The following is a 23,916-nucleotide window of genomic DNA, read 5'->3' as shown; positions in this document are numbered from 1 at the left end:
CAAATTCTTCGGGTGAAGTCTACTCGGCTGCTTCGGCCTGCCGGTCGATCGCAAGCGCGCCTTGCTTGATGAGTGGAATGAGGTCGCGGCCGATCGCGATCGTGTCGTGCGGATTCTCGAAACCGCGCAGCAGGAACGAATGAATGCCGAGCCGGTAATACTCCAGCACCGCCGCCGCAATCTGCTCCGGCGTTCCGACCAGGCACGACGTATTGCCGGGTGCGCCGGTGGCGCGCGCGATTCCCATCCACAGCCGCTCGTCATGGACGTCGCCGCGCGCGGCGTAGCCGAGCAGGCGTTCGGCGGAATGGTTGGTCGGCTGCGGCGCGGCGCCGGTCTTGCGCTCGACATCCGCCAGCAGGGCGTTGGCCTTGTCCCACGCCGCGCCCTCGGTCGCCGCCATGATCGGCCGCAGCGACATGTTGAAGCCGACGCTGCGCCCAAAGGCAGCGGCGCGGCGGCGGAAGTCCTGGACCCGCTCCCGTGTCTCCTTGAGCGGCTCGCCGAAGATCGCGAACACGTCGCAATGTTTGGCGCCCATTTCCAGCGCGCCTTCCGATGAGCCGCCGAAGAACAGCGGCGGGCAGGGCTGCTGATGGGGCTTGATGTCGGAGTAGCCGCCCTCGACCCGGTAGAACTCGCCCTTGTGGTCGATCGGGCTGTCGCTGGTCCAGAGTTTTCGCATCACCTCCAGATATTCGCCGGCGCGGCGGTAGCGGTCATTCTTGGGCAGGAAGTCGCCTTCGCTGGCCTGGTCTGCGTCGCTGGTGCCGGCGATGATGTGCAGCGCCATCCGGCCTTGCGTGAGCTGGTCGAAGGTCGCGACCTGCCGCGCGGCAAGCGCCGGCGCCACCGAGCCCGGCCGGTGCGCGATGAGGAACTTGATCCGCTCGGTGTGGTCGGCTGCGTAAAGCGCAATCGCAAAACCTTCGGCGGCGGAAGCATAATATCCAACGAGAACAGAATCATAGTTCCATTGCTCGTGCAGGCGGGTGAAGTCGATCACCCATTGGCGCGATATCTGTCCCTTGATCAGGTGAACCGCGACGCCTTCCTGCCGGGTGCCGATCATTCCGATGATTCTTGCGGGCATGGGTGTTTCCTGAGGTCGCTTGATGTTTGCCTGGAATGAAACCGCACAACACCAAGGGAAAGCAAGCGTTTAGGGCCGTTCCGTTACGCGTCGTGCTCACGGCTGGCATCCGCTGCCGCCATCGCTTCGCCATGCCGGCGTGACAGCGCCGAGGTGATATTGCGCTCCGTCAGGTCCATCAGGCGGTGCATCGCGCGCCGCGCGCCATCGGAATTGCGCGCCCATATCTCGTCGAGGATGGCGCGGTGATAGGGCAGGCTCTTGCGCGGCGCACCCGGATTCAGCGTCGAGAGATCGAACGACATCCGAAGCGCCGCTTCGACGGTGGCGCCGAAAGCAACCAGGAAATCATTGCCCGTCGCGGTCAGGATGCCGCGATGAAAGCGGAGGTCGGGCTCGGAATAGGCGCGGCTGTCCATTCCGGCGGCGTCCATCTCGCGATAGGCGCGTTCGATGCGGGCGAGATCGGCATCCGAGCCGCGCTCGGCGCAGATCGCGCAGGCCTCCGGCTCGACGATCCGCCGCACCTGCGTGAGCTGACGGGCGAACTCTTCCGTGGGCCGCAACGCCCATGTCCACTCCAGAAGCTCCGCATCCAACATGTTCCAGTTGATCCGCTCGCGCACATGCGTGCCGGCCTTCTGCCGCGCCGCGATCAAGCCTTTCGCCTTGAGGACGGATAGCGATTCCCGGATCGAGGTGCGGCTGACGCCAAATTTCGAGGCAAGCTCGATTTCGCGCGGCAGTGTCCAGCCCTCGTGCCATACGCCGGAGACGATGAGTTTTGCGATTTCGCGCGCGACGTGGGTGTTGGACTGGCGGAGTTCGGCGTCCCTGGGCAAATCGTGACCCTCAAGCCTTGAAATAATATTGTCTGCTTTATTGCGATGCGATGTCAATTCATACCATAAAAATAGCTAGTCTGAGAGAAGCCTCCTTTTGACAGTCTATTTTATGTCGGTCATATTGTCGGAAAAAGATCGTCAGGGAGGGCGCCATGACCAAGAAGAATTCGGGCCATAAATCCGCAGCCGTCAGCCGCCGGAAGCTGCTTCAGGCCGGCGCCGCCACCCTTGGCGCCACTCTTGGCGCGACAGCGTTTCCGATGCCCGTCATCGCCCAGGCAAAACCGTTTGCCGGCGTCACGCTGCGCGGCGCGTCGTTCCAGCACCGCTTCTTCACCCTGCTGCAGAACTACATCCCGGAGTTCGAGGCGCAGACCGGCATGAAGGTCGATCTGCAGCTATCGGCGTTTCCGGTCTACAACCAGCAGGCCAATCTGGAACTATCGTCGGGCGGCTCGGCGTTCGACTTCGTCAACGTCACCTTCATTCTCGCCGCGCGCTGGGTTGCGGCGGGGCTGCTCGCCAATCTCGATGAATTCACCGGCGATCCCAACCTGACCCCGGCAGAGTGGAAGCCGAAGGATTTCGTCGAAGGCGCGCAGGTGCCTTACCGCGACACCAAGGGCGCGACTTACGGCTATTCATGGGAAGGCGGCGCCATGGTGATGGGCCTCTCCCGTATGGACCTGATGGAGAAAAAGGGGTTGAAGATTCCAAAGACCTTTGCTGAACTGCAGGAGGTCTGCGCCGCGATCAACGGCACCGACGGCGTCACCGGTCTCGTCAGCTTCCAGCTTCATCACTGGTGCCTGCCGCCCTACATCCAGGGCTTTGGCGGCAACATTTTTCGCAATCCACCCACCGACATCATGCCGGCGCTGAACTCGCCGGAAGCTATCCAGGCGATCGAGTTCTACGCGAACCTGTTGAAGAACTATGCGCCAAAGGGCGTGCTGACCTATACCGAGGATCAGGCGCGGCAAGCGCTGCTCACCGGCCGCTCCAACATCTTCATTCATTCCAGCGCGTGGATCACGCCGATCCTCATGTCCGGGGACAGCAAGGTCAAGGACACCGCGCGGGTGGTGCGGATGCCGGCCGGCCCGGTGCGTGATTTCCCGGCCGCCAACAGCCAGGGGCTCGGCATTCCCAAAAACGCCAAGAACAAGAAGGCGGCCTGGGAATTCATCAAATGGGCGCTCAGCCCGGAAATCTCGATGCGGCTCGTCAAGGAGCACGGCCATTCCTCCGTCTGCCGCAGATCCGTCATCGAAAGCGAGGAATATCGCAAGCTCAACACGGTCAACGGTCAGGACCTCGGCGCGCTCTATCTCGAGGTGCTCGGATTGCCGGCCAAGGGCGAGAACTACATGGCCTATCGCACCGTGAAGGAATTCCCGATCGTGGGCGATGTCCTCAACAAGGCCTTCGAACAGGTGGCGACCAGGCAGCTTCCGGCGCAGGCGGCGATGAACGCTGCGCAGGAGCAGGCGATTGCCAATATGCGCCGGGCCGGGACTGCGCTTTGAGCGGAAAAGGACTGGTCGACGCCGAGCGCCGCCGCTTCAACGCTTTCGCGCTGGCGCCGAGCCTGATCGTGTTGTTCATGATCGCAGGCCTGCCCGCGATCTATCTGGTCGTGACCAGCCTGACGCCGTTCCAGTTGGTCAATCCGGGCTCGTCGACCGACTTCAGTTCGCCCTTGCGCAACTATCGCCTGCTGCCTGATGACCCGCGCTTCGTCAATTCGCTGTGGGTGCAGGCCAAGCTGTCGTTCTGTGGCGTGCTGTTTCAGGTTCTGCTCGGCATGCTGCTGGCGCTGTTGCTGCACACGCAGTCGCGCGTCGTGGAATTCGCCCGCACTTTCTTCCTGATCCCGATGGTGCTGCCGCCGATCGTGGTGGCGATCATCTGGAAGCTGATCTACACGCCGGATATCAGCCCGCTCTACTACGCCGCTGGCCTGCTCAACATCGCAATGCCGTCGCTGACCTCCAGCGTCGATTTTGCGCTGACCGCGATCATCATCGCCGACACCTGGGAATGGCTTCCTTTCACATTTCTGATGGTGCTGGCCGCGTTGCAAACCATTCCGGATGAATTTTCCGAAGCGGCGCTGGTCGACGGCGCCAACCGGTTGCAGATCTTCTTCTACATCACGCTGCCCTTCATCACGCCCATCCTGGTTATCTCGGGCATGTTTCGCCTGATCGACAGCGTGAAAGCCTTCCCGCTGGTATTCCTCTTGACCGGCGGCGGGCCGGGCAGCGTCACCGAAGTGACGAACTATTACGCCTATCTGCTCGCCTTCGATTTCAACGAAATCGGCTATTCCAGTTCGGTCACGGTCGTGATGCTGCTGCTGGTCGTCTCCGTCAGCCTCGGTGTGGTGTGGATGGGCCGCCGCCGCGAGGCCATGGCATGAGTGGCAGCATGAGCGGGCCTATCCGCCGTTCGGCCAGCGTTCGCCGGCTTGTGGCGATCGGCGTGACGCTGATCGTGCTGCTGTCACCGTTCCTCTGGCTGCTGCAGATGAGTTTCAAGTCCAACGACCTGATCCTGCAGTTTCCGCCGCCTCTGATCTTCACGCCGACGCTGCAGAATTACGTCTCGCTCTGGCAGGGCGCGTTCCCGGCCTCCTTCGTCAACAGCCTGATGAGCGCCTCGTTCTCCACCGCGCTGGCGCTCATTTTAGGCGTGCCCGCGGCCTACGCGCTGTCGCGATGGGCGGGGCGGGGCAAGCACGCGCTGAGCTTCGCAATCCTGGTGACGCGGATGGCGCCGCCGATCGCGTTCACGATTCCGTTCTTCCTGTTCTATCGCTGGATCGGACTTCTCGACACCGTCACCGGCTTGGTGCTGGTCTACACCAGCTTCAACCTGCCGCTGGTGATCTGGATGATGCAGCCGTTCTTCGAGACGGTGCCGCAATCGCTGGAAGAGGCGGCCTTGGTCGATGGCGCATCGAGCCGTATCGTGTTCCTCGAAATCGTGCTGCCGATGGTGACGCCCGGGATCGCCGCGACCGCGATCCTGTGCTTTCTCTATGCCTGGAACGACTTCTTCTTCGCGCTGATCCTGACGCGAATCAACGCGCGCACCGCGCCCGTTGCCGTTGTCAACTTCATGAACTACGAGGGCTGGGAATGGGGCAAGATCGCCGCCGGCGGATCGCTGGTCATGGCGCCGGTTCTGATTTTTTCTCTCGCGGTGCGCCGCTATCTGGTGAGCGGGCTGACGGCAGGCGCCGTAAAGGGATAAGGCGATGCAGCTTCCGACCGGCGCTTCGCGATTCGTCTTTATCTTTGCCCATCCGGCCGGGCATGTCGGCGCGCCCCGCCATTACACGCCTTACTTCCACGGCAACGGGCTCGACTGGCACATGGTGCCGCTCGACATCGCGCCGGAGCATCTGGCAGAGACAATCCGCACGCTGGCGAAATCGCCAAGCGTCGCCGGCTTCAACCTCACCATGCCGCACAAGCCCGCCGCATTCGAGCTTTGTGACGCGGTCGGACCGGCCGCCAGCTTCGAGGGCGTGGTCAACACGATCAGGATCGAGCCCGGCGGGCGGCTGGTCGGCGAATCCTTTGATGGTGGCGGATTCCTCAATGCCGCCCGCGAAGCTGGCGTATTCGATCCCGAGCGCCGTTGCGTCGTGATCGGTGCGGGTGGTGCGGGCCGCGCGATCTGCCATGCGCTTGCGGCGGCCGGATTGAAGCGGCTGCGAATCCTCAACGAGACGCCGGGGCCGGTTGAAACGCTGGCGGCGAAACTCCGCGACCATTTCACCGGTCTTGACATCAGCCTCGATGAACGGTTCGACGACGCTGGCCTCGTCGTCAACGCAACCTCGCTCGGGCTGCACGCAGCGGACGCTCTGCCGATGGATCCGGCGAAGCTGTCAAGCGATTGCGCGGTATTCGATATCATCGCCGCACGCCGGACCGAATTCATGCAGGCTTCCGCCGCATGTGGCCTCAGGGTGGTCGACGGCGTTGCGATGATCAAACACCAGCTGCCGTTGCAGACCGCTTTCTGGCGCGGCGACGCCTGAGCAGCCGTGTCGCTCGATGAATGCCGGCGAGGGTCGAGCTGAGCCCCGGCCTGAGAAACGGCCTTTGAGGCTGGAATGGCCCTTGCTTCCATTAATCCCGGCTGTAATGGATACGGCTGAACTTGCGTCCTCACCTATATCCAGAAGAAGAGATCGATGAGCCAACTGATTGTTCGTGCCGGTGAATTCACCTTCCAGGCCCGCTTCGAGGAGCAACTGGCGCCGAAGACGGTGGCGGCGTTTCGCAAGGCGATGCCGTTCGAAAGCCAAGCGATCCACGTCCGCTGGAGCGGTGAGGGTGTCTGGATGCCGCTCGGCGATCTCGATTTCGGCGTCTCCTATGAGAACCACACCAGCTATCCCGCGCCCGGCCAGATCATTCTCTATCCGGGCGGCATCAGCGAAACCGAAATCCTGCTGGCCTATGGCGGCGTGCATTTCGCCAGCAAGATGGGCCAGCTCGCCGGCAACCACTTCATCACCCTGACCTCGGGGCTGGAGAACCTGACCGCGTTCGGCAAGGCCGTGCTGTGGAAGGGTGCACAGAAGATCCGCTTCGAGGAAGTTTAGCATGGCCGAGCCGGCTTACCCGCGCGATCTCCGCGGCTACGGGCGCAATCCGCCCGATCCGCAATGGCCGGGCAAGGCGCGGGTCGCGGTCCAGTTCGTGGTGAATTTCGAGGAAGGCGGCGAGAACAATATTCTCGACGGCGATCGCGCCTCGGAGGCGTTCCTGTCCGACGTATTGGGTGCACAGCCCTGGCCCGGCCAGCGCCACGCCAATATCGAATCGATGTTCGAATATGGCTCGCGTGCCGGCTTCTGGCGGCTGTGGCGGATTTTTACCGAACGCAATTTGCCGGCCACCGTGTTCGGCGTCGCGAAGGCGTTGAAGCGAAATCCTGATGTAGTCGCCGCCATGAAGGAGGCTGGCTGGGACATTGCCAGCCACAGCCTGCGATGGATCGAGCACAAGGACATGTCGGAGAGCGAGGAGCGGACCGAGATCGCGGTGGCGATCCGCGTCCACACCGAGGCGACTGGCGCGCGCCCGCTCGGCTGGTACACCGGGCGCTCCTCGATCAACACGCTCAGGCTTTTGATGGAAGCCGGCGGTCTGCTTTATCTCTGCGACTCCTACGCCGACGACCTGCCATACTGGATCAGGGCGCGCGGCTCGAAGCCGCATCTGGTCATTCCCTATACGCTTGATGCCAACGACATGCGCTTTGTGAACCCGCAGGGCTTTGGCGGCGGGGATGAATTCTTCACCTATCTCAAGGACAGCTTCGACGTTCTTTACAAAGAAGGCGAAAACGCGCCGAAGATGATGTCGGTCGGCCTGCATTGCCGGGTCGTCGGCCGCCCCGGCCGCGCGGCTTCGCTGATGCGGTTTCTCGATTACATCGGACAGCACGAGCGGGTCTGGGTGCCCACCCGGCTTGAGATCGCGCAGCACTGGCACGCCAATCTGGCGCATCTGGCCGACAACGCCTTCGATATCGGATAGGTTCGAAAGCGATGTTGAACAAGCTGTCCGATCTCAACATTTGCAGCCAGGACGACTTCGTCGCCGCACTGGCAAATGTCTTTGAATACTCGCCATGGATCGCAGGGCAGGTGGCGGCGCTGCGGCCGTTTGCGGGTGTCAACGAGCTATTCGCCGCGATGAAGTCGGCGGTCGACGGCGCGCCTAAGGAATTACAGCTGGCGCTGATCAAGGCGCATCCCGATCTTGCCAGCAAGACCCAGCGCGCCGCCGGTCTCACCGCGGAATCCCACGCCGAACAGAACAGCGCCGGCCTCGACCGGCTGTCGGATGCCGAATATCAGGCATTCGAGCGCGTCAACAACGCCTATCGCGCCAAATTCGGCTTTCCCTATATCGTCTGCGTTCGGCGCCACACCCGCGATTCGATCCTGCGCGATTTCGAACGCCGGTTGCCGAATGATGCCCAAGCCGAGGCGCAGACCTCGATCGGGGAAATCTGCCGGATCGCGGCGCTCCGTCTCGATCAACTCGTCGCGTCCGAGGATAAGCTTCCGGTGCACGGCCGCCTGTCGACCCATGTGCTGGATACCCACAGCGGCAGGCCCGCGGCGGGGGTAGCGGTAGAGCTGACGGAACTGTCCGATCTTGGCCAGTCCCGCGTGGTGGCGCGCGCCATCACCAACAGCGACGGCCGTACCGATCAGCCGTTGATCGGCGGCCAGCCGGTGCCGATCGGTCGCTACTCACTGGCGTTTCGCGTCGGCGCCTATTTTGCCGATCGCGACGTGCCGATGTCCGATCCGCCGTTTCTCGATCGCATTCCCTTGCACTTTTCAGTCAGCGATCCGGAAGGCCATCTCCACGTGCCGCTCTTGGTGACGCCGTGGAGCTACGCGACCTATCGCGGGAGTTAGAGAACCGTGGGCAAAGCCACCGGGTCGCGCGAACGCGCGCCCGATGACAGGCTCCGCGTGCCCACCATTGCGTTGTTTGGTGCGCCGCACGTGGGCGACAACCACGCCGTTACGGCCTGTCACGCCGCCATCGAGCCCGTGAGGCGCATCAAGCTGCTGGAATATCCGGGCCTTCACGTCCGGGTCGGCATTCACTCCGGCTATGTCGTCGCGCATGCACTCCGGCGGAATTCCCAAGGCGATCCGCGACAAGATTACCGAAGTTATTTCGACCAATCTGAGGTCGCCCAGCCCGATGCCGCTTGGTGCTGAAGGTCGGCGAGAATGTCGATGGCACACATGTAGCCGCAACAATTGGACTTCAGATGCTTTGCCCGAATTCTTCGCTGAGATAACTACCTGACGGCGCAGATTAAAAAAGCCAGCAAGATCGCCAGATCTTGCTGGCTTTTTGCTGCATTCCAGCCCTCGGCTGCGACGGCAGTGCGATCCGGCCATGGTTCCGCCGTTATGGAGGCATTGGTTCGGTTTTCCGCCGCCAAATTGACGCGCCGGGGCGCTTTCCGGTTGAAAAGCCGGTCCGCGTTGATTACGGAAGGGCGGTAATCCCGTGTTCCCTGGAGTTTGACTGGCGTGCCTCAACAAAGGACGGGTGAAGCTCACGGATTCTCGAGCAGCAAACTGTCGGTCTTGCGCAAGCATCCGATTTTTGCCGACCTCGAGCCGGAGGCCTTCGACCAGCTCTGCCGTTACGCCAAACATTCCACACTGAAGCGGGGCGCCACGCTGTTTTCCAAAGGCGATCCCGGCCACAGCCTGTACGCGGTCATTTCGGGTACGGTGAAGATGAGCATTTCTTCGCCCGATGGCCGCAATGCGATCTTGAACATCGTTGGGCCTGGGGAAATTTTCGGCGAGATCGCGCTGCTCGACGGACAGGCTCGCTCGACCGACGCCATCGCAAACAGCAATTGCGAACTCTTCGTCATCGACCGGCGCGAATTCATCCCCTTCGTGAAGGCGCAACCGGCGTTGGCAATGAAATTCATCGAATTGCTCTGCGAGCGGTTGCGATCGACCAGCGATCAGGTCGAGCAGATTATCCTGCAGAATCTGCCAGGACGGCTGGCCAGTGCGCTGCTTCGCCTGTCCGAAAAGCACACCTCTGCCCCGCAGGGCCGAACCATCGCGATCACGCAGCAGGAAATCAGCGAGATGGTTGGCATGACCCGGGAGAGCATCAACAAGCAGTTGCGCGCCTGGGCAGGGCGCGACTTGGTACGCCTCGAGCACGGTGCCATCGTTGTGCTGAATGCCGAAACGCTTCGCGAGATGGCAGAGGCAGGGGCGGGACACGACGGCGAATGACCGGCGGTGCGCGTCGCCGCCCTTTGGCGACGTGCCCCTTGGCGACGTTCACATGTCAAACACTGCAACTGCGCGGATCGGCGAAGCCGTCCCGCCGCGCCACTTCATCGGCAGGCCGATGAAGGTGAACTGGCCACGGCCAAGCAGCGCCTCGAGATTGCACAGGCTCTCGATATGGGTGATGTCGAGGTCGAGGCAGGCCTTGTGGACGAGGGCATTTACCTTGCCCTCAGGCCCCGGCCGCATCGAATCGATACCGAAATGCACGATGCCATGCTGCGCGAGCCATTCGGTGGCGGCGACGTTCACGCCGGAATTGTCGCTCGAATATTCCTTGCGGGGGAATGTCCGTTCATGGTGACCGGTGCAGAGCAGCACGGTGCCGCCCTTCGGCACGGGCACGCCGGCCTTTGTCACCGCTGCCTCGAGATCGGCAGGCGTAATCTCGGCGCGCGGCGCGATGTGGCGCAGGTCGATGCAGATGCCCGGCACGATGCATTTCTCCAGCGGGTACTCATCGATGGATATGCCGCTCTTGCCGAAATGCCTGGGCGCGTCGATGTGGGTACCGGCGTGGTCGACCATGGAAATGAACATCGACGCCAGCCCGTGCACGTTGCCGGACTCGGCGAAGGATTCTTCGTGGGTCTTCCAGACGCCGTGCATGACGGGCGGGTGGCCGGGATAGCTCGGCGTACGGTGATAGAGCTCGCGGCTAAGGTCGACGATCTTCACGCAAAAGTCTCCTCTGCCCGCGAACTGCGGCGCCTGCTCTAGAAGCCGAACGCCTTCGGCAGCGCCAGCGACAGCCAGGGCACATAGGTCACGATCATCAGCACCGTAAACATTACGTAGTAGAATGGCCAGATGCCGCGCATCACCTCGTCGACCGAAACCTTGCCGATGGCACAGCCCACGAACAGCGTCGTTCCCACCGGCGGCGTCAGCAGGCCAATGCCGAGATTGAGCAGCATGACGATGCCGAAATGCACGGGATCGATGCCAAAGCTCTTCACGACAGGTAGCAGGATCGGCGTGCAGATCAGCAACAGGGGAGCGAGGTCGAGCGCCGTTCCCAGAACCAGCAGCATGATGTTCAACCACATCAGCAGCACGTATTTGTTGCTCGATATGGCAACGAAGAACTCGGTCATCTTTGCCGGCATCTGCATCAGGGCGGCGACATACCCGAAGCACGACGCGGTGGCCACCAGCGTCAGCACCATCGCCACGGTCTGCAGCGTCTTGTAGACCAGTAGCGGCAGTTCGGACCACTTGTAGTCCCGATAGACGAACATCGTGACGAAGAACGCCCAGACGCAGGCGACCGCACCCGCCTCGATCGGCGTAAAGACGCCGGTGAGGATGCCGCCCAGAACGATGACCAGCGTCACGATTCCCCATACCGCGTCTCCGAGCATCCTGATCGCTTGCCGGATCGGAACAGGCTCCCCCTTGGGATGCTTGTCGCGATAGGCGTAGAACAGGCAGAGCACCATCAACGAAAAGCCGAGCAGCAGGCCGGGGAGCACGCCGGCCAGGAACAGGCTGGTAATCGAGACCACGCCGCCGGTCGCCAGCGAATAGATCACCGAATTGTGGCTCGGCGGAATGATGATTGCCTGCAGCGAGGCGCTGATGGTCACGTTGGTTGCGAACACCCGCGGATAGCCTTTGGCGGCCATCTGGGGGATCATCACCGAACCGATCGCGGATGTATCGGCAACCGACGATCCGGAGATGCCGCTCATGATCGTGGTCGCGAGAATGTTGACCTGCGAGAGGCCGCCCCGCATGCGTGTGAACCCAACGACCACGGCTGCAAAATCAACCAGCCGCTTGGCCATGCCGCCCTCGGCCATGATGGCCCCCGCCAGCACGAAGAACGGGATGGTCAGCATCGAGACCTTGCCGACGCCGCTTGCGAATTGCTGCATGACCGCGCCAACCGGCAGGTCGATCCAGAGCGCGCCGACCAGCGAGGACAGCGCCAGCGCGTAGGCGATCGGCATGCCGATCGCGAAGAAGAAGCACATGCTGAGAAGCAGAACTGCGATATCCATGGGAATTACTCGATCGGTACGTGGGCGTCGGCGCCGTCACGCGGCGGTGGCCCGATGGTCAGGCGTTCGACGACGAAAAGGAGCATCATGGCGCCGCTGACCACGATCGGAAAATAGGTGATGCCGACCGACAGCCACGGAAATTCGTCGACCGAATTTTCCCAGGTGGTGTGAACGAGCCGCAGTCCCCAAACTACCATGAAGATCGCAATCACGCCCATCAAGACTTCGCTGAGGAACAGCGAGGCGCGTCGCAGCAGCGGCGGCAGCAAGTCGGTGCCAACCGTCATGTTCATGTGGATGCGCTGGCGATAGCAGTTGGCCGAGCCGATGAAGGTGATGCCGACAGTCAGCAGCACGGCCATCGGCTCAGGCCATGATGCAGCGCTGTTCAGGATGTATCGGGTATAGACGGCCCACGGAATGACCGCTGAGACCAGCACGAGCGCCACGCAGGCGACCACGGCGCCGGTCCAGTAAACCGCATCGTTCACACGCCGGAAAACTCCGGCCGCAGAATTCGACATTTCAACCTCGGAGAATAACGTCGCTTCAAATCGCTTCGGTAGCTCGGCGGTGACCGGAACGGACGTCGTCCGGCCACCGCCATTCGCGAGCCGGCGCTAGTTCACCGCCTCGATGCGCTTGACCATCGCCGCGTATTTCGCGCCGTATTTGTCCCAGACCGGCTTGACGGCATCCTGGAACGGCTTCTTGTCGATGTCGGTGATGATCTCGGTGCCGGCCGCCTTCATTTTTTCGATAGCGGCATTCTCCGCTTCATACCAGAGCACGCGCTGCTCTTGCTGCGCTTCCTTTGAAAGTTTCTTGATCAGCGCCTGATCTTCGGGCGACAGCTTTTGCCAGGAGATGCGCGAGAACACCAAAAGCTCCGGAATGATCAGGTGCTCGGTCATCGTAAAATACTTGGCCACCTGATAATGGTTCTGCGCGATGAACGATGGCGGATTGTTCTCCGCGCCGTCGACCACGCCGGTCTGCATCGAGCTGAAGACCTGATCGAAGCCGAGGGCTACGCCGTTGCCGCCCAGCGCGTTCATCGTGTCGACGAAGAGCGGATTGCCCATCATGCGGACCTTGAGGCCTTTGAGGTCGGCAATGGTCCGGATCGGCCGCTTGTTGTTGTAGACGTTGCGCGAGCCGGCGTTCATCCAGCACAGCGCGATCAGGCCGGTTTTTTCGGTCGCGGAAATCTTCGCCAGCAATTCGTCGCCGATCTCGCCGTCGATCACCTTCTCCATGTGCTTGGAGTTGCGGAAAACGAACGGCATGTTGAAGACGTTGACGTCGTCCACCACGGGGCCGACGGCGCCGACCGAAATACGGGCGATCTGCAGCGCGCCGAGCTGGGCCTGCTCGATCATTTCCTTTTCGCCGCCGAGCTGCATCGAGGGGAACATCTGGATGGTCAGCCGGCCGTTGGTGGCGGCGTCCAGTTTCTTGCCCATCCGGACCACGGCTTCGACCGTCGGATAGCCGAGCGGGTGAACGTCGGAAGCCTTCAGCACCATTTTGGTCTGCGCGAATGCGGATGACAGTGGCGTCGCGGTCGCCATTGTGGCTCCAAGTCCTGCGCTCAACTTGATGAAGTCGCGGCGTTTCATAGTATTCCTCCTGATGTTGTTTATCGTTTGTGGATTTTCCGAATTCTAAGGTCGTTCGTCGAAATACTCCGGATTGATGTGTTGGGTAGCCGCGATGTTCTCGAGAAGGCTCTCGAGGTGGATTTCCATGGCCTGCCTTGCGCCCTCGGGGTTATGCGCCTCGATCGCAGTCAGGATAGCCTCATGTTCGACGATCACCTTTGGAATCCGCCCGCGCTGGGGCAGCGTTAACCGGCGATAGCGATCGACGTGAACCTTCACTTGCTGGATATATTTCCAGATTCCGGGATAGCCGGCGACATCGGCAACTGTAGCATGAAACATTTCATCGGCTTGGTGGAATGTGTCGCTGTCTCCGGCGGCGCTGGCCTCACGCTGGCGTTCCAGGATCGACTGCAGCGCCAGTATCTGGCTCGATGTCGCGCGTTCCGCGGCGAGCCGCGCGGTGGTTTCCTCCAGCGCTTTGCGGATGATGATGGCTTCCGGCAGCGCCGCAACCGGAATGCGCGACACGAAGATGCCGGACTGGGGATAGATCTCCAGCAGGCCCTCATCCGATAATTTGAGAATGGCCTCGCGAACGGGGGTGCGGCTCACCCCGTAGGAGAGCGCGATTTGCGCTTCCGAGATGGCTTCGCCGGGCCGGCGCTGCAGCGACACCAGTTCGACCCGAAGATCGGAATAGATTTTTGACGCCGCCGTTGCCGCGCGCGGCCTGCCGCTGCGGCGGGTGCCGGCGGCCATTCGGCGAACCGTAGGATCCGTCTTTTTCGATGTGCGGGTGGGCATATGGCTGCTTTCTCGATTGATATATTAGTATATGAATTGACTTTGACAATCGGAAATCGAGCCATGCAGTGGTTTTGTGCCGTGCGCCCGAAAGGCTCTCATCCAACAATTGGAGCGCTACGTCGGCGCCTGGCTCAGGCCGCTGATAAAGCCCGCGCGTTTCCGCTGTTCATGCTGCCCGGCGCCGGTCAGCAAGTCGATCAGGTCCCGGGCTCGTTGCGGGTGGGCGGCGGCGATCGTGATGCCTGCCGTGTACATGGTTGCGAGTTCGCAGCCCGGCGGCAGTGAACCGGACAAGGTGACGCCTTTGGTGCCGATGATCTCGGTCGATTGCGTGCATCCCATCGGACGTCGCGCCTCGGACGCCGCCAGTTCGCGCATCGCCGTTGCGCCATTCGGAAAAACCCTCAGACGGGTGGCAACTTCATCGGCGACGCCGAGCTGCTGAAGGACATTTGCAACATGAATTCCGGCCGTCGAGGCTTTGGTATCCGGAACGAAGATCGCATCGGACGCCAGCAAGGCCTCGCGCAAGTCAGCGGCATCCTTGACCGCGGCCAGGGGATCGCCGGTGCGAACGGCGAGGGCGGTTTCGACCACGCCGACATCGGTCATCGAACGGGCAACCACCAACTTCTCCTCCGCCAGTCTGGCGACGAGCGCCGCGGTCAGGATGACGATGTCTGCCGGCGTGCCCTTGCGTAATTTGTCGGCCATGGCGCCGACGGCGCCAAACTCGCCTGCGATATCGAAACCGGTCTGGGCCTTGAAGGCCGGTGTCAGGCTTACGACCAGGCCCTGTGCCGCGCCGCCGCTGAGGATGTTCAGGGGGCTCATGCGGTCAATTCCATCGCGGCGATGATTCTGTCACGCGTGATGGGCAAATCACGCACCCGCACGCCGAGCGCGTCGAACACGGCGTTGGCAATGGCTGCTGTAACCGGGCCATGGGCAGCCTCGCCGGCGCCGACCGGCTCGATATCAGGCCGCTGGATCACTTCAACCTCCACATCGGGCACTTCGCTGAAGCGCAGGATCGGATATTCCGTCCAGCTCGTGCTGGTGATGCGTTGCCGGTCGAAGCGCACGCGCTCCTTCAGCACCCAGCTCGTGGCCTGTATGGCGCCACCCTCGATCTGGTTGATGACGCCGTCGGGATTGATCGCTTCGCCGACATCGACCGCCAGCGTCAGCTTGCTGACGGTTATTTCCTCGGCGCCCTCGATTTCGGCGATCGCAGCGCAATAGGCGCCGGTGTTCTTGTAGCGGGCAAAGGCCACGCCATGACCAACGCCCGGCTGCTTCTCGGGCTTCCATTTGGCGCGAGCGGCAACAGCACGGATGACATCCTTGGCCCGCTCATCGCGCAAGTGACGCAGCCGGAACGCGACCGGATCCTCACCGCGTTCGGTGGCGATTTCATCGAGGATGGATTCAATCGCAAACACATTGCCCTGCCCACCAAGCGTCCGCAGCGCCGAAGTGCGGATCGGCATGGTCGTCAGGCGATGGCTCTCGATCCGCCAGGATGGAAAATCATACAGCGGGATCGAGTTGCGATCGCCGCCACCGCCATTGGCCTGCGGCGGATTGGTCGAGATCATGCGCGGAAAAGCATTCGCCAGTTCGAACCCCGCCAGCAATGCGGGCTGTGCCGCGCGCCCCGGCCGAGCCGCATGGCCGTTGCTCCAGATCGAGTGTCGCCAGTCGACGATTTCACCCTGCGCATCCAGGTCAGCTTCGATCTCGATCGCCATCGCCGCCCCGAACGGTGAATCCGACATCTCGCCTTGCCGCGACCATTGGACTCGAACTGGCCGGCCGCCGGTTTCCTTGGCGAGCAGCACGGCATCGAGCGCGACATCGTCGGCGGCGTTGTGCCCATAGCAACCCGCGCCCTCCATATGCTCGACCGTGATGTTCTCGACCAGCAGTTTGAGAACCAGCGCCAGATCGGCGCGCAGGAGATAGACGCCCTGGCTGTGGGTCCAGACATGAACGCGGTCGCCGTGCCACTGCGCCATGGCGCAGGACGGCGCGATCGACGCGTGCGCAATGTAGGGGCGGGTATATTGCCGCCGGATGGTCCGCGCTGCCGTGCCAGGCGACGTAGCCGTTTTCTTGTCGATGACAGTCGATTCCGACGGCTGGGCTTTCAGGAATGAAGCCAGATCGTTTTCGTCAGGGAGAGGTTCGCCGCCGGACCAGGACGCGCCCTTGCGCAACGCGTTGAGAGCCGCCTCCGCGCCATGTTCGGTCTCGCAGACGACACCGACAAAACTGCCGTCGCGCACGATTGCAACAAGATCGGCCACTGCGCGGGCGCCATCCTCCTTCAATTCCGCAAGCTTCGCGCGCGTGTTCTCCGGCCGCAGCACGCGGCCGTGCAGCATTCCCCCCAACGCCTGATCGTGGATGAATCGCGGCCGGCCCAAAACCTTGTCCGGAATGTCGATCCGCTGAATTGGATTCCCGGCCAATGCCCGGCGCGATGCGATCTTCGGCGTTACGCCCGGCGTGGCGTCGCGATCGAGCGAAACTTCCTCGGCAAGCTCCCAATAGCTGGTCCTGACATTGCCCGGTCCCGAAATGGTGCCGTCCTCGATGTCGAGCGCATCGATGTCGACGCCCAGCCGTTCCGCCGCCTGCTGAAGAAAGATCCGGCGAACTTCCGCACAGGCATGGCGCAGCGCGCGGCCCGATTGCTGGATGGAGAGGCTGCCCGACGTGACGCCCTCGTTGGGGCTGCTGGCGGTCGATGCGCGGATCATCTGCACCCGCGATAGATCAATATCGAGCTCATCCGCGGCGATCTGCGCCAGCGCCGTCACGATGCCTTGCCCGATCTCCACCTTGCCGGGCGAGATAGCTACCTGTCCGGCGCTTGAGAATTTCAGCCATGACGACAGCTTCGGGTTTGCCGCAAGGCTTACCGGCAGCGCGGGCGGGGAAGGGGCCGGCTGGTTCATCCTGCCGCCATTTCTTCCGCCGCGCGCAGCACGGCCCGCACCATGCGATTATGCGAACCGCAGCGGCAGAGGTTGCGGTCGAGCGCTTCCTTTACCTCCCGGCTTGTCGGTGACGGATTTCGCTTCAGTAGCGCCACGGCACTCATCAGGATGCCGGAGACGCAATAGCCGCATTGCAGCGCCTGCTCGGCGATGAAGGCCCGCTGCAGCGGATGCGCCCGCTCGCTCGTTCCCAGCCCTTCGATCGTCGTGACGTCCTTGCCTGCCACCGACCATAGCGGTGTATCGCAGGCGGACATCGCGCGATCGCCGACAATCACGTTGCAGGCGCCACACTCGCCGGCCCCGCAGCCGAAATGCGGCCCGGTCATGCCGAGCTGCCCGCGCAGAATATCCAGCAATGACCGGTCGGGATCGGCGTCAATCTCGGTCTCGGCGCCGTTGAGGCGAAATCGAACGCTCGGCATCGAGGGCGAACCTTCTCCTGCGGCTTCTTTTTATTGCGGCGGCTTGTCGAACTTCTTGACCACCTCCGCCCATTTCACAATATCGCCGCGCAGGAATTTGTCGAATTCCTCCGGCGTCATCGACATAGGAACCGCGCCTTGCTGGGTCCAGAGCTTGACGATATCGGATCGTTTCACGATCGCGTTCACGGCCGCATTGAGTTTGTCGACGATCGGCTTTGGCGTACCCGCAGGCGCCATCAGGCCGAGCCAGATGGTGGCCTCATAGCCGGGAACGCCGGCCTCGATCACCGTCGGCGCATTGGGCAGCACGGTCGAGCGCGTCTTGCCTGTCGTCGCCAGCGCACGCACCTGATTTTCGGCGACGTTGGGCGCCATCGCCGGAACCGCGTCGATCATCATCTGCACCTGGCCGCCGATCACGCCACTGCGCGCCTCGCCGCTGTTGCGGTAGGGCACGTGCAAGACGTCGATGCCGGCCATGGCTTTGAACAGCTCGCCCGCCATGTGATACGGCGTGCCCTGGCCTGATGACGCATAGTTCAGTTTTCCAGGCTGCGATTTGGCCAGCGCGATGAATTCCTGCAGCGTCTTTGCCTGCACGGAGGGATGAACCACGATGACGAGGTCGGAATAGTTGACCGGCGCAATCGGCGCGAGATCGCGCATCAGCTCGTATTTGCGCTGTGGAACCAGCGATTCATTCGCAGTCTGGGTGTTCGACATCATCAGCAGCGTATAGCCGTCGGGCGGCGACTTGGTGACTTCCTGCGTGCCGATGACGCCGCCGGCTCCCGTGCGGTTTTCGATCACGAATGGCTGGCCGAAACTCTCCTGCAGGATGTTGCCGATCTGGCGGGCGGTAACGTCGGCCGGCCCCCCGGCGCCGAATGGAACAATCACCTTCACCGGCCGGGAGGGATAGTCCTGCGCCAGGCTGGGCGTAGCGAGAGGAGGTGGCGCCGCAACGATTGCCGCCAGCGCGAGCGCCGTTCTCAAGCGCATCATGTCAACCTCCCCAACTGACTCTTTTTCTGCAAGGGCCCGTTTACCGACCTCGTGCCAAGTCTAGTGCCAAGTCTAGCCATCCGCACACTGACTGCTAGTCCCAGAATCAGATATTCGTCGCGCCGGACCCATACGGTTCAGGTCGACTACAAGGAACGCGCCATGAGGATCTCCACCAGTCTGGCCGTCGCTGTATTCATGCTCTCCGGCGGGACCGTTGCCGGCGCCCAGACCCTTCCTCCTTACATGGCGCCGATATCAGGCAAGACCGCCGCAACGCCCTCGGATGTCGCGACCAGGAATGTGCTGGCGCTCAACACCGGCATGTTCGAGCTCTATGGCGACGCAGCAAAGATTTTCCAGAAGAACATCCTGAGCAAGCATCCGGTGATCCTCGGCCTGTTCTCAGGCGCCGGCGGCCGGATGATCCTCTATCGGCCGGGCATGGCGCCGATCGACGCACCGCAGGTGCCGATCGTGTATCAATTGCTCAAGTCCGTCGGCCACAGCACGATGGCGCTGGCCCAGGTCGTCGGCCCCTACATCGATAACGCCGATGACAAGTCCTGGCGCGGCTCGATGCTGGCCTATCGCAGCCGCATGCAGTCGGCGCTCGACGGTCTCGATGCGACACCGATGGAGGCGGGCTGGCGCGATAACAACCGCACCATCCTGCAGAACAACATCGCCTTCATGGACGAATGCGTTGCCAAAGGCGTCATTCCATTCGCAGCCCTCGAAGCTTTCGGCAAGAAACAGGCGCCCTATCTGGCGAAGAACGTCGCATGGGCGGCGCAAACGCAGGTCGCGCACTGGATGGCGGTGCTGGCCGAATGGAGGACGCAGCTCGGCGCCGACTGGGACAAGACCTATGCCGCCAGCAATACGATCTACGTCGCACGCCAGAACAACGTTCTGTTCAGCGTGCTGGCGCAATTCTTCGGCCCCGACGCCATCAACAACCGCCTGCTGTTGATCGAGACGATTTCCTTCACCACCACGCCGACCGACATGCTGGAATCGCTGACCCGCATCATCGCCGACCGCTCGGTCGGCGCGCTGTTTTTCGGCAATTACCATCTGATGGATTACGAACTGATGGGCGGCGATGCCCGCGCCGCGATCATCGCCGAGACCGGCAAGCGCGGCATGGCACCATTCCTGCCACCCGTTGTTCCCTTTGGCTCGAAGCAGTGGCCGACACTGGTCACGCCGGGGCCGGGGCCTGCGACCATCGCCGATCTGAAGTAGTTCCGGACAAGGTGAGAGCATGCGAGCTTCGCGACGCGAATTTCTGAATTGGGTGTCGGCGGGCGGCATCGCGCTCAGCCTGTCGCGTTTGGGTTCGGCGGAAGCTGCCGCCTTGCCACCGCGCGCGTCCCTTCCGGGGCGCGCAAGCTGGAACCCGGCCGCCGATGGCGCGGGCCGGGTCGATGGCACGGCCAAGGTAACCGGCGCGAAGCTTTACGCATCCGATTTCCGCGCGGCAGACCTTCCAGGCTGGCCGGCCACTACCTCGCACGCGATGCTCATCCGTGCGCCGGATGCGACACACGTCTATCTCGGAATGGATCTTGCGCGGCTTGGCGGCGCGATGAAACCGTCCGTCGTGGTGACATCAGCCGATCTCGACAAGATCGGCACCCGCGTTCCCGAATTTTATACCGGCGACCTGTTCTGTCCGCTTGGCAAAACGCCGCTCTATCTGGGGCAGCCGGTCGGGCTGTTGATCTTCGAGACGTTCGACGCCTTCGATCAGGCGCGCCTCGCGTTGCGCGATGGAACGTTCGTGCGGTTCGGCGAGGAAACCGGTCCCGTCGCCATGCCGGCCTATGGCGCGTATCGCTTTACGCGCGTGGCCGGCGCGACGCCGGACGCGCCCGACGTCTATTCGCCGATCATGGCCGGCTGGGTCAGCCCGGGACGCTCGCAGAATTCACCGCTTCCGATATGGTCGCCCGCCGCCAAGGATACCGAGGCGGCCTACGCCAAGGCCGCGGTCCATGGCGAGCGGATCCGTGCCGAACTCGCCGCTAAAAATCCGAATCTTCTGGTGCTGGATCGCGAATTCGAGACGCAATCGGTCGATCCGATGTTTCTCGAACCGGAGACCGGTCTCGCGTGGCACGACAGGAAGAGCGGCGGCCTCGAGCTGGTGCTGGGTGTGCAGTCGCCCTACGAGGCGACGGAGTCGATCGCGCATCTGCTTGGCGAGGTCCGCGCTCCGTTCAAGCCGGCGCGGATCAACACGCAGTTCACCTATATGGGTGGTGGCTTCGGAGGCCGCGATCACACGCCGTTTGTGCTGTATGTGGCGCTGGCGGCGATGTTCTTCCCCGGTCATCCGGTGCGGCTGGCGCATGACCGCTATCAGCAGTTTCAGGGCGGCATCAAGCGCCATGCTTTTAAAATGCGATCCCGAATCGGCGTCGACCGCGCAACGGGCAAGATCACGGCTTTCGCCGCGGACCACGTCCTTGACGGCGGCGGGCTGGCGAATTTTTCACCCAATGTGGCGACCGTCGGCGCGACCGCCGCGATAGGCATCTATGATGTGCCGAAGGTCGACGTGACCACGGTTGCCGTCCATTCGCGCGGAGTGACTGCGGGATCGATGCGCGGTTATGGCACGCTGCAGACGATGACGGCGCTGGAGGCGCTGGTTGACGAAGTGGCAGTTGCCTTGCCGCTTGATCCGATCGAGTTCCGGCGGCGCAATGCGCTCGCGCCCAAGGGCCGGACCATGACCGGCAATCCCTACGGCGTTTCGGTCCGCACCGCTGAAATCCTGGACAAGCTCGAGAAGCATCCGATCTGGCAGCAGCGCGCGCAGCTGAAATCGGCCGCGGCGCAGGGCATGCTCGTCGGTACCGGTGTTGCGTGCGTGACCAAGGACTACGGCACCGGCGCCGATTGTTCGCTTGGGCGTGTCGAACTGTCTCCCGACGGCAAGATCACGATCTATTGCGACCATACCGAGATGGGCAACGGTATCGGCACCGCGCTCGCGAATAGGGTAGCGCTCCATCTCGGTGCGGTCGCCGACGAAGTCTCGGTGGCGCGTGTCGACACCTATGACGCCCTTGGATTGGTCACGTCGGGCGATCCCTACACGATGGACCAGAAGACGCAGGACGCCGCGGAGAAAAATCCGCGCTGGGTGCCCGCCATCAGCTCGGCGACCAGCGCCTCGATCGGCGCGCATGTCGGCACGCACTCGGCGGCCGAAGCCGCGCGCGTCATCTTCCGTTTTGGGCTGTGGCCGGCGGCGCTGGAACTATGGCGCATCGCGCCGAATGATCCGCGCGCAAAGGACTGGGCGAAAGCGCAGTGGAAGGACGGCCAGCTCATCGTAACAGGTCTTGCGCCGTTGCCGCTGCCGGCCCTCGCCGCAAGAGCGCATGCGCGCAACCTCGTGACCGGCGCCGTGGCCCACAGTTTTTCCCGCTGGGCATGGTCACGCGCGCGTTTTCCGCTTTTTGGCGAACAGTATCGCGCCGAGATCGACGCATTGGCGTTGCGCAGAGGGAACGGGAGATTTGAGCGCATCAACCGCGTCAGCGTCAAGTTCCCGCCGACCGACAACAACCGGATCGGCACGGCCTATACGTCGATGTGCGGCACGCTGGTCCGCATCGAGATCGAGCGCGCCACCGGCGCGCTGCGCATCGCCAAGGCCTACAGCGTGTTCGAATGCGGCACGGCGCTGGTGCCCGAGGTGGTGATGGGGCAGGCGCAGGGCGGTTTCGCCATGGGCGTCGGCTATGCCTTGCTGGAGACGCTGCCGCCTTTTGAAGGCGGGCCGGGCAACGGGCAGTGGAATCTCGGGCAATACCTCGTCGCGCGGGGATCGGACCTGCCGCTGCACGACCTCGAAATCGAGATGCTGCCGCCGCTCACGCCGGACGAGCCGCCGAAAGGCATGGCGGAAGTCGTCATGGTTCCGGTGGTGCCCGCCATCCTGAATGCGATTTTCGACGCAACCGGCCGCCGGTTTCAGTCCCTGCCAGTGACGGCAAGCCTGCTCAAGGGAGTTTTGGCGTGACCAAATTGAGCCTCACGATCAACGGCCGGGCGCATGGACCGGTGGAGGTGCGCGACGAACTCTCGATGAATGATTTCCTGCGCGAGTATCTCGGCATGACCGGCACAAAGTTCGGCTGTGGCGCCGCGCAGTGCCTGAGTTGTGCTGTTATCGTCGATGATCCTGATGGCACGAGCTACACCAGCCCGACCTGCGTCGCCTCGGCGGCAAGCTTCGACGGCAAGACCATCCGCACCGTCGAAGGACATGCGAAGGGCGACGAACTAACGGCGCTGCAAAAGGCCTTCATCCGGCACTTCGCCTTCCAGTGCGGCTATTGCACCGCGGGCTTCCTCAACGAGGGGCAGGTTCTGCTGGAGCGTCTGGCCAAGGCGCCCGTGAAGCGCGCTGATCTCGAAAACACCATCGCTGAAGCGCTCGATGGCCATATCTGCCGCTGCACCGGCTACATCAAATACCACGAGGCCGTGCGGGATGTGATCCTCGCCGATTCCAGGCGCTATCTCGTGGCCAACCAGTGAGCGGACGCGAGGCGCAATCGACATGAAATCGGAACTGCGGGTTCAGCTTGCGGTCGCCGTGCTTGCGGTCGCGGCGAGTATGTTTACCGGTTACGCCGTTTCCCAGACGGCGCCGCAATCGCTTGCAAGCCCGGAAAGCTTTGCTCCGATATCGGATACGGATGCGCGATCGGCGGCCATGTTTACCGAGCTTGGCAAGGTGTTGACCCATCCGCGCTGCACGAATTGCCATCCCGCAACCGATCGGCCGCGGCAGGGCGACGAGGGGCGGCTGCACCAGCCGCCGGTGACGCGCGGCGCGGACGGCCATGGCGTTGCCGCGATGCGCTGCTCGATTTGCCACAGGCATGCGAACTTCGAACCCGGCCGTATGCCAGGTCATCCGGAATGGCACCTGGCACCGCGCGAAATGGCGTGGGAGGGCAAGACGATCGCCGAAATCTGCGCCCAGCTCAAGGATCCCGCGCGCAATGGCGGCCGCACGCTCGAGGAACTCATCCATCATATCGGCGAAGACACGCTGGTTGGGTGGGCCTGGGCTCCCGGCGCTGGCCGCAGCCCCGTGCCCGGCACGCAAAAGCAGGCCAGCGCTCTGGTCGAGGCCTGGATGAAAACCGGCGCCGCCTGTCCTGCACAGTAGCATTTAGGCTTAGCTGCCAT

Annotated in this window: 24 protein-coding genes; 13 read left to right on the top strand and 11 right to left on the bottom strand. The window is 62.8% G+C overall.

The features are described from left to right. Positions 1-19: 19 nt before the first annotated feature. Both V1293_RS13620 and V1293_RS13615 read right to left on the bottom strand, forming a co-directional pair. Positions 20-1,093 carry an LLM class flavin-dependent oxidoreductase gene (locus V1293_RS13620; protein ID WP_334510252.1) on the bottom strand — a complete coding sequence of 358 codons (1,074 nt, stop codon included), beginning with the start codon at positions 1,091-1,093 and terminating at the stop codon, positions 20-22. An 83-nt stretch (positions 1,094-1,176) separates the two neighbouring features. Next, positions 1,177-1,935, bottom strand: a complete 759-nt coding sequence (locus tag V1293_RS13615; RefSeq protein WP_334510250.1) for a FadR/GntR family transcriptional regulator — start codon at positions 1,933-1,935, stop codon at positions 1,177-1,179. 155 nt (positions 1,936-2,090) lie between these two features. Here V1293_RS13615 and V1293_RS13610 point away from each other — a divergent pair, with 155 nt between their 5' ends. From V1293_RS13610 to V1293_RS13570, 9 genes are all read left to right on the top strand, one after another. After that, complete coding sequence (locus V1293_RS13610) at positions 2,091-3,467, top strand: ABC transporter substrate-binding protein (RefSeq protein ID WP_334510248.1); 1,377 nt, start codon at positions 2,091-2,093, stop codon at positions 3,465-3,467. Continuing rightward, the gene (locus tag V1293_RS13605; RefSeq protein WP_334510245.1) at positions 3,464-4,363 is read left to right on the top strand and encodes a carbohydrate ABC transporter permease; all 900 of its coding nucleotides are present in this window, start codon (positions 3,464-3,466) and stop codon (positions 4,361-4,363) included. Before V1293_RS13610 ends, V1293_RS13605 begins: the two co-directional genes overlap by 4 nt. 8 nt (positions 4,364-4,371) lie before the next feature. Next, positions 4,372-5,199, top strand: coding sequence for a carbohydrate ABC transporter permease (locus V1293_RS13600; protein WP_334510243.1), 828 nt, complete (start codon positions 4,372-4,374; stop codon positions 5,197-5,199). 4 nt (positions 5,200-5,203) lie between these two features. Further along, positions 5,204-5,995 carry a shikimate dehydrogenase family protein gene (locus V1293_RS13595; RefSeq protein ID WP_334510241.1) on the top strand — a complete coding sequence of 264 codons (792 nt, stop codon included), beginning with the start codon at positions 5,204-5,206 and terminating at the stop codon, positions 5,993-5,995. 156 nt (positions 5,996-6,151) lie between these two features. Continuing rightward, a complete protein-coding gene (locus V1293_RS13590) occupies positions 6,152-6,565 on the top strand; it encodes a DUF3830 family protein (protein WP_057851712.1) in 414 nt (137 codons plus the stop codon). A 1-nt stretch (position 6,566) separates the two neighbouring features. After that, complete coding sequence (puuE, locus tag V1293_RS13585; RefSeq protein ID WP_334510239.1) at positions 6,567-7,505, top strand: allantoinase PuuE; 939 nt, start codon at positions 6,567-6,569, stop codon at positions 7,503-7,505. Positions 7,506-7,516: 11 nt separating this feature from the next. Beyond that, positions 7,517-8,401, top strand: coding sequence for a 2-oxo-4-hydroxy-4-carboxy-5-ureidoimidazoline decarboxylase (gene uraD / locus V1293_RS13580; protein WP_334510237.1), 885 nt, complete (start codon positions 7,517-7,519; stop codon positions 8,399-8,401). Positions 8,402-8,407: 6 nt separating this feature from the next. Beyond that, positions 8,408-8,713 carry a hypothetical protein gene (locus V1293_RS13575; RefSeq protein ID WP_334510235.1) on the top strand — a complete coding sequence of 102 codons (306 nt, stop codon included), beginning with the start codon at positions 8,408-8,410 and terminating at the stop codon, positions 8,711-8,713. 321 nt (positions 8,714-9,034) lie between these two features. Then, positions 9,035-9,769 carry a Crp/Fnr family transcriptional regulator gene (locus V1293_RS13570; protein WP_334510233.1) on the top strand — a complete coding sequence of 245 codons (735 nt, stop codon included), beginning with the start codon at positions 9,035-9,037 and terminating at the stop codon, positions 9,767-9,769. Between the two features lie 48 nt (positions 9,770-9,817). On the opposite strand, the gene V1293_RS13565 is transcribed toward V1293_RS13570, so the two are convergent. The 9 genes from V1293_RS13565 to V1293_RS13525 form a co-directional block, all read right to left on the bottom strand. Further along, positions 9,818-10,504 carry a cyclase family protein gene (locus V1293_RS13565; protein WP_334510230.1) on the bottom strand — a complete coding sequence of 229 codons (687 nt, stop codon included), beginning with the start codon at positions 10,502-10,504 and terminating at the stop codon, positions 9,818-9,820. Positions 10,505-10,542: 38 nt separating this feature from the next. Next, the gene (locus tag V1293_RS13560; protein WP_334510228.1) at positions 10,543-11,832 is read right to left on the bottom strand and encodes a TRAP transporter large permease; all 1,290 of its coding nucleotides are present in this window, start codon (positions 11,830-11,832) and stop codon (positions 10,543-10,545) included. A gap of 5 nt (positions 11,833-11,837) precedes the next feature. Beyond that, positions 11,838-12,359: a TRAP transporter small permease gene (locus V1293_RS13555; RefSeq protein ID WP_334510226.1), complete on the bottom strand. Its 522-nt coding sequence runs from the start codon at positions 12,357-12,359 to the stop codon at positions 11,838-11,840. 96 nt (positions 12,360-12,455) lie between these two features. After that, positions 12,456-13,457, bottom strand: a complete 1,002-nt coding sequence (gene dctP / locus V1293_RS13550) for a TRAP transporter substrate-binding protein DctP (protein ID WP_334510224.1) — start codon at positions 13,455-13,457, stop codon at positions 12,456-12,458. A 45-nt stretch (positions 13,458-13,502) separates the two neighbouring features. After that, a complete protein-coding gene (locus V1293_RS13545) occupies positions 13,503-14,201 on the bottom strand; it encodes a GntR family transcriptional regulator (protein WP_334510222.1) in 699 nt (232 codons plus the stop codon). Between the two features lie 162 nt (positions 14,202-14,363). After that, positions 14,364-15,083: a molybdate ABC transporter substrate-binding protein gene (locus V1293_RS13540; RefSeq protein WP_334510220.1), complete on the bottom strand. Its 720-nt coding sequence runs from the start codon at positions 15,081-15,083 to the stop codon at positions 14,364-14,366. Next, a complete protein-coding gene (locus V1293_RS13535) occupies positions 15,080-17,215 on the bottom strand; it encodes a xanthine dehydrogenase family protein molybdopterin-binding subunit (RefSeq protein ID WP_334510218.1) in 2,136 nt (711 codons plus the stop codon). The genes V1293_RS13540 and V1293_RS13535 overlap by 4 nt, the downstream gene beginning before the upstream one ends. After that, a complete protein-coding gene (locus V1293_RS13530) occupies positions 17,212-17,682 on the bottom strand; it encodes a (2Fe-2S)-binding protein (RefSeq protein ID WP_334510216.1) in 471 nt (156 codons plus the stop codon). Before V1293_RS13530 ends, V1293_RS13535 begins: the two co-directional genes overlap by 4 nt. Positions 17,683-17,712: 30 nt before the next feature. Then, positions 17,713-18,687: a tripartite tricarboxylate transporter substrate binding protein gene (locus V1293_RS13525; protein WP_334516716.1), complete on the bottom strand. Its 975-nt coding sequence runs from the start codon at positions 18,685-18,687 to the stop codon at positions 17,713-17,715. 165 nt (positions 18,688-18,852) lie between these two features. Here V1293_RS13525 and V1293_RS13520 point away from each other — a divergent pair, with 165 nt between their 5' ends. Genes V1293_RS13520 through V1293_RS13505 form a run of 4 tightly spaced genes read left to right on the top strand, consistent with a single transcriptional unit; the run spans position 18,853 to position 23,896 of the window. Further along, positions 18,853-19,941, top strand: coding sequence for a hypothetical protein (locus V1293_RS13520; RefSeq protein WP_334510214.1), 1,089 nt, complete (start codon positions 18,853-18,855; stop codon positions 19,939-19,941). Positions 19,942-19,960: 19 nt separating this feature from the next. Then, positions 19,961-22,735 carry a xanthine dehydrogenase family protein molybdopterin-binding subunit gene (locus V1293_RS13515; protein ID WP_334510212.1) on the top strand — a complete coding sequence of 925 codons (2,775 nt, stop codon included), beginning with the start codon at positions 19,961-19,963 and terminating at the stop codon, positions 22,733-22,735. Beyond that, positions 22,732-23,256, top strand: a complete 525-nt coding sequence (locus V1293_RS13510) for a (2Fe-2S)-binding protein (protein ID WP_334482956.1) — start codon at positions 22,732-22,734, stop codon at positions 23,254-23,256. Before V1293_RS13515 ends, V1293_RS13510 begins: the two co-directional genes overlap by 4 nt. Before the next feature lie 22 nt (positions 23,257-23,278). Then, on the top strand, positions 23,279-23,896 hold the full coding sequence (locus tag V1293_RS13505; protein ID WP_334510210.1) for an Isoquinoline 1-oxidoreductase subunit: 618 nt from the start codon (positions 23,279-23,281) through the stop codon (positions 23,894-23,896). Positions 23,897-23,916: the final 20 nt, after the last annotated feature.

The sequence above is a fragment of the Bradyrhizobium sp. AZCC 1693 genome, from assembly GCF_036924745.1.
Classification (GTDB): domain Bacteria; phylum Pseudomonadota; class Alphaproteobacteria; order Rhizobiales; family Xanthobacteraceae; genus Bradyrhizobium.
This window is presented reverse-complemented; position numbering and strand designations above follow the sequence as displayed.

Excerpts from the sequence above, each read along its gene's own strand:
- V1293_RS13620 (WP_334510252.1), bottom strand. The coding sequence starts at position 1,093 with ATGCCCGCAAGAATCATCGGAATGATCGGCACCCGGCAGGAAGGCGTC.
- V1293_RS13610 (WP_334510248.1), top strand. The coding sequence starts at position 2,091 with ATGACCAAGAAGAATTCGGGCCATAAATCCGCAGCCGTCAGCCGCCGG.
- V1293_RS13600 (WP_334510243.1), top strand. The coding sequence starts at position 4,372 with ATGAGCGGGCCTATCCGCCGTTCGGCCAGCGTTCGCCGGCTTGTGGCG.
- V1293_RS13595 (WP_334510241.1), top strand. The coding sequence starts at position 5,204 with ATGCAGCTTCCGACCGGCGCTTCGCGATTCGTCTTTATCTTTGCCCAT.
- V1293_RS13590 (WP_057851712.1), top strand. The coding sequence starts at position 6,152 with ATGAGCCAACTGATTGTTCGTGCCGGTGAATTCACCTTCCAGGCCCGC.
- puuE (WP_334510239.1), top strand. The coding sequence starts at position 6,567 with ATGGCCGAGCCGGCTTACCCGCGCGATCTCCGCGGCTACGGGCGCAAT.
- uraD (WP_334510237.1), top strand. The coding sequence starts at position 7,517 with ATGTTGAACAAGCTGTCCGATCTCAACATTTGCAGCCAGGACGACTTC.
- V1293_RS13560 (WP_334510228.1), bottom strand. The coding sequence starts at position 11,832 with ATGGATATCGCAGTTCTGCTTCTCAGCATGTGCTTCTTCTTCGCGATC.
- V1293_RS13555 (WP_334510226.1), bottom strand. The coding sequence starts at position 12,359 with ATGTCGAATTCTGCGGCCGGAGTTTTCCGGCGTGTGAACGATGCGGTT.
- dctP (WP_334510224.1), bottom strand. The coding sequence starts at position 13,457 with ATGAAACGCCGCGACTTCATCAAGTTGAGCGCAGGACTTGGAGCCACA.
- V1293_RS13545 (WP_334510222.1), bottom strand. The coding sequence starts at position 14,201 with ATGGCCGCCGGCACCCGCCGCAGCGGCAGGCCGCGCGCGGCAACGGCG.
- V1293_RS13540 (WP_334510220.1), bottom strand. The coding sequence starts at position 15,083 with ATGAGCCCCCTGAACATCCTCAGCGGCGGCGCGGCACAGGGCCTGGTC.
- V1293_RS13535 (WP_334510218.1), bottom strand. The coding sequence starts at position 17,215 with ATGAACCAGCCGGCCCCTTCCCCGCCCGCGCTGCCGGTAAGCCTTGCG.
- V1293_RS13530 (WP_334510216.1), bottom strand. The coding sequence starts at position 17,682 with ATGCCGAGCGTTCGATTTCGCCTCAACGGCGCCGAGACCGAGATTGAC.
- V1293_RS13525 (WP_334516716.1), bottom strand. The coding sequence starts at position 18,687 with ATGCGCTTGAGAACGGCGCTCGCGCTGGCGGCAATCGTTGCGGCGCCA.
- V1293_RS13520 (WP_334510214.1), top strand. The coding sequence starts at position 18,853 with ATGAGGATCTCCACCAGTCTGGCCGTCGCTGTATTCATGCTCTCCGGC.
- V1293_RS13515 (WP_334510212.1), top strand. The coding sequence starts at position 19,961 with ATGCGAGCTTCGCGACGCGAATTTCTGAATTGGGTGTCGGCGGGCGGC.
- V1293_RS13505 (WP_334510210.1), top strand. The coding sequence starts at position 23,279 with ATGAAATCGGAACTGCGGGTTCAGCTTGCGGTCGCCGTGCTTGCGGTC.